At 71.8% G+C, this 248-nt stretch carries 1 protein-coding gene; it reads left to right on the top strand.

The features are described 5' to 3' along the window. The coding region (locus NLU14_RS22640) for a YbaK/EbsC family protein (protein WP_275710845.1) at window positions 1-248 on the top strand (248 nt) is incomplete at its 3' end.

Below are 248 nucleotides of genomic sequence, written 5' to 3'. Positions count from 1 at the left end.
ATGACCGTCGAGAGCGTGCGCGCCTGGCTTGCCGAACATGCGCCGGATCTCGTCCTGATCGAGCAGGCGGCAAGCACCGCCACGGTGGCGGAGGCGGCGGCGACGCTTGGTGTCGAGCCCGGGCGCATCGCCAAGACGCTGGCGCTGCGGGTGGGCGATGGCGTCGTGCTCGTCGTCGCGCGCGGCGATGCGCGGCTCGACAATCCCAAGATCAAGGCCGAGTTCGCCGGCCGCGCCTCGATGCTCGG

The sequence above is a fragment of the Marinobacter iranensis genome, from assembly GCF_029207565.1.
Classification (GTDB): Bacteria; Pseudomonadota; Gammaproteobacteria; order Pseudomonadales; family Oleiphilaceae; genus Marinobacter; species Marinobacter iranensis.
This window is presented reverse-complemented; position numbering and strand designations above follow the sequence as displayed.